This is a genomic window from Pseudomonas sp. 43NM1, from assembly GCF_002836905.1.
Taxonomy (GTDB): Bacteria; Pseudomonadota; Gammaproteobacteria; order Pseudomonadales; family Pseudomonadaceae; genus Aquipseudomonas; species Aquipseudomonas prosekii.
This window is the reverse complement of sequence record NZ_MKGS01000098.1, coordinates 1-3,105: the sequence shown is the minus strand read 5'-3', so window position 1 is coordinate 3,105 and position 3,105 is coordinate 1. Positions and strand designations below refer to the sequence as shown.

The 3,105-nt window shown below is 62.5% G+C and carries 3 protein-coding genes; all 3 read left to right on the top strand.

Annotation, left to right across the window (positions count from 1 at the left end; genetic code table 11):
• A partial coding sequence (gspM, locus tag BI292_RS09635; protein ID WP_178076559.1) for a type II secretion system protein GspM occupies nucleotides 1-400 on the top strand: 400 nt, incomplete at its 5' end.
• On the top strand, nucleotides 397-912 hold the full coding sequence (locus tag BI292_RS09630; RefSeq protein WP_101207737.1) for a general secretion pathway protein GspN: 516 nt from the start codon (nucleotides 397-399) through the stop codon (nucleotides 910-912). The genes gspM and BI292_RS09630, both read left to right, overlap by 4 nt.
• Nucleotides 909-3,105 (top strand): type II secretion system secretin GspD (gspD, locus tag BI292_RS09625; protein ID WP_101207736.1); only part of this gene is annotated, 2,197 nt, incomplete at its 3' end. The genes BI292_RS09630 and gspD, both read left to right, overlap by 4 nt.

Sequence of the window (3,105 nt, the reverse complement as noted above, 5' to 3'; positions counted from 1 at the left end):
GGCTCGTCGCGATCCGGCAAGCCGCAGCAGTCTGCTGCCCGGCACCGACCCCAGCGGCGTGGCCGCCGACTTGATGCAACGCAGCCTCGATCTGGTCAAGGCCCATGCAGATCAAGGGCCGGGTTGCCAGGTCACGCAGCGGATGCCAATTACCCCGGAACAAAACAGCGCCGAGCCGTATCGCCAAGTCAAAGTCAGCCTCACTCTGGAATGTGCCATGGAGCCGCTGACCGGGCTGCTGCACGATCTGGAATACGCGCAGCCGTTTCTATTCGTCGACCACGTGAGCATCCGTCGCCAGACCTCCGCGCCGGCCAGCGGAGGTGCCGGGCGCTTGCAGGTGAATCTGCTGTTGCGCGGGTATCTGCAGCCGGCCGCCGGCAAGGAGCCTGAAGCATGAGGTTCAGCCGGATCAATCTGCTGTTGATAACCGTCGCCGCGGTGCTCGGCGGCGTGGTTATTTCGCTGCTGCTCGGCGCCGGGCGAGAAGCGCACTGGCTGCCCGCCGCTGCGCCACGCAATCTGCCGGCCAACGCCGCGCCACAACCTTTGCCGACGCTGACGGCGCAGGCACTCAGCCTGAGCTGGCAACAATCGATTTTCAGCGCTGATCGCAAGCCCGATCTCGTCAGCGGCAAAGGCGCAACGACCGCGCTGCAAGGCATCGTCCTGACCGGCGTGATCATCGATGGCCAGGGGCAGTGGGCACTGTTGCGCCTGGCCAACAAACGCGCGCGCAAACTTGCCGTCGGCGCCGCGCTGGACGATGGCTGGACCCTGAGCGAACTCAGCCCGCTGCAAGCGACTTTTACCTATCAGGGCCAGACCCGCCAGTTGAGCTTGCCCGTGCTCCGCCTACCGCCGCCATCGACGGCTCCCGTCATCACTCTTCCAAATGTACCGAGACCATGAACAATTGCTTCCCTGAAATCTTTCGTCTGCGCAGCCCATTGCTCTGTCTTGCCACGGCCATCGCCCTGGCTGGCTGCGCGTCCACGCCGTCGTCGACAGAAAACGACCCGGCCCTGATACAGGAAGCACTCAACGGTACCGGTTCGCAGCGCGCGCCCGTGGTGGAGGCGCCGGAGACTGCGGCCAGCCCTTCGGCGTCCGCGAGCGTTGCGCCAGCGCGGCGGCAGATCATCCGCGGCAATCAGAGCTTTGTCCGTCCACCGGCGCCAGCCTCCGCTGCAAAGTCGGGCGCGGCGCCGAGCGGCGACATCGTCTTCAACTTCACTGATCAACCGATCGAAGCGGTCATCAACAGCATCATGGGCGACCTGCTGCACGAGAATTACAGCATCGCTCAAGGCGTCAAAGGCAACGTGAGTTTCTCCACGTCGAAACCGGTCAACCAGCAGCAAGCACTGTCGATTCTGGAAACCCTGTTGTCGTGGACCGATAACGCGATGATCCGCCAAGGCGACCGCTACGTGATCCTGCCGTCGAACCAGGCGGTCGCCGGCAAACTGGTGCCGGAAATGCCGGTCGCCCGACCGTCCACCGGTTTGACCGCGCGGCTGTTCCCGCTGCGCTACATCTCCGCCACGGAAATGCAGAAACTGCTCAAACCCTTCGCCCGCGAGAATGCTTTCCTGCTGGTGGACCCGGCGCGCAACGTGCTGAGCCTGGCCGGCACCCCGGATGAACTGGCCAACTATCAGGACACCATCGACACCTTCGACGTCGACTGGCTTAAGGGCATGTCCATCGGCGTCTACGGACTGCAACGCGCATCGGTGGCCGAACTGATGCCGCAACTGCAAAAACTATTCGGGCCGGACAGCGGCATCCCGTTGGCCAACATGGTCAAGTTCATGCCCAACGAACGCACCAACTCCATCGTCGCCATCTCGTCGCAGCCAGCCTATTTGCAGGAAGTCGGCGACTGGATCGCGACCATCGACGAGGGCGGCGGCAACGAGCCGCAAATGTACGTCTATGACGTGCGCAATATGAAAGCCTCGGATCTGGCCAAATACCTGCGCCAGATCTACGGCAACGGCGCGATCAAGGAAGACGCGGCAGCCAAGGTTGCGCCAGGTTTGCGCACCACGTCGCTGTCGTCGCTCAATGGCAGCGGCAACGGGCTTTCCAGCGGCACCTCGCAAGCGTCCGCCGGCCTCGGCGCGGAGAACAATCGCGGGCAATCGAGCAGTGAAGAAGAGAGCGCCGAGGACGAATCCTCCGGCGGCGAAATGACCGACAGCGAAACCGACGAGGCTGCCGAGTCGGGCGCTCAATCATCCGAGCAGAGCCTGGAACAAAGCGTGCGCATCACCGCGCAGAAAAGTACTAATCAGTTGCTGGTGCGCACCCGTCCGGCGCAATGGAAAGAGATCGAATCGGCGATCAAACGCCTCGACAACCTGCCGCAGCAAGTGCAGATCGAGACGCGCATCCTCGAGGTCAAACTGACCGGCGAACTGGACCTTGGCGTGCAGTGGTATCTGGGCAAACTGGCGGGCAATTCATCCAGCACAACGGTCGCCAACACCAGCGGCAACCAAGGCGCGCTCGGCGCCGGCGGGGCAGGGCTGGGCGCAGCGGATTCGCTGTTCTATTCCTTCGTCAGCAATAACCTGCAAGTTGCGCTGCACGCACTTGAAACCAACGGGCGCACGCAGGTGTTGTCCGCGCCGTCGCTGGTGGTGATGAACAATCAGCAAGCGCAAATCCAGGTCGGCGACAACATCCCGATCAGCCAAACTACGGTCAACACCAGCAATTCCGACACCACGTTGAGCAGCGTCGAATATGTGCAGACCGGGGTGATCCTCGACGTACTTCCGCGGATCAATCCCGGCGGCCTGGTGTACATGGACATCCAGCAACAAGTCAGCGACGCCGATACCAGCAACGTCACCACAACCCAACCCAACCCGCGCATCTCGACCCGCTCGGTTTCCACCCAAATCGCCGTGCAAAGCGGCCAGACCGTGCTGCTCGGCGGTTTGATCAAACAGGACAACGCCGAATCGACCTCCAGCGTGCCGGGGTTGTCGAGCATTCCGGGGTTGAAATGGTTGTTCGGTACTACCTCGAAATCTCGTGACAGGACGGAGCTGATTGTTTTGATCACGCCACGGGTGGTGACCAATGCGG

What these genes read in the sequence shown, in the direction of transcription:
- BI292_RS09630 (WP_101207737.1), top strand. Translation starts at nt 397, where the DNA reads ATGAGGTTCAGCCGGATCAATCTGCTGTTGATAACCGTCGCCGCGGTG.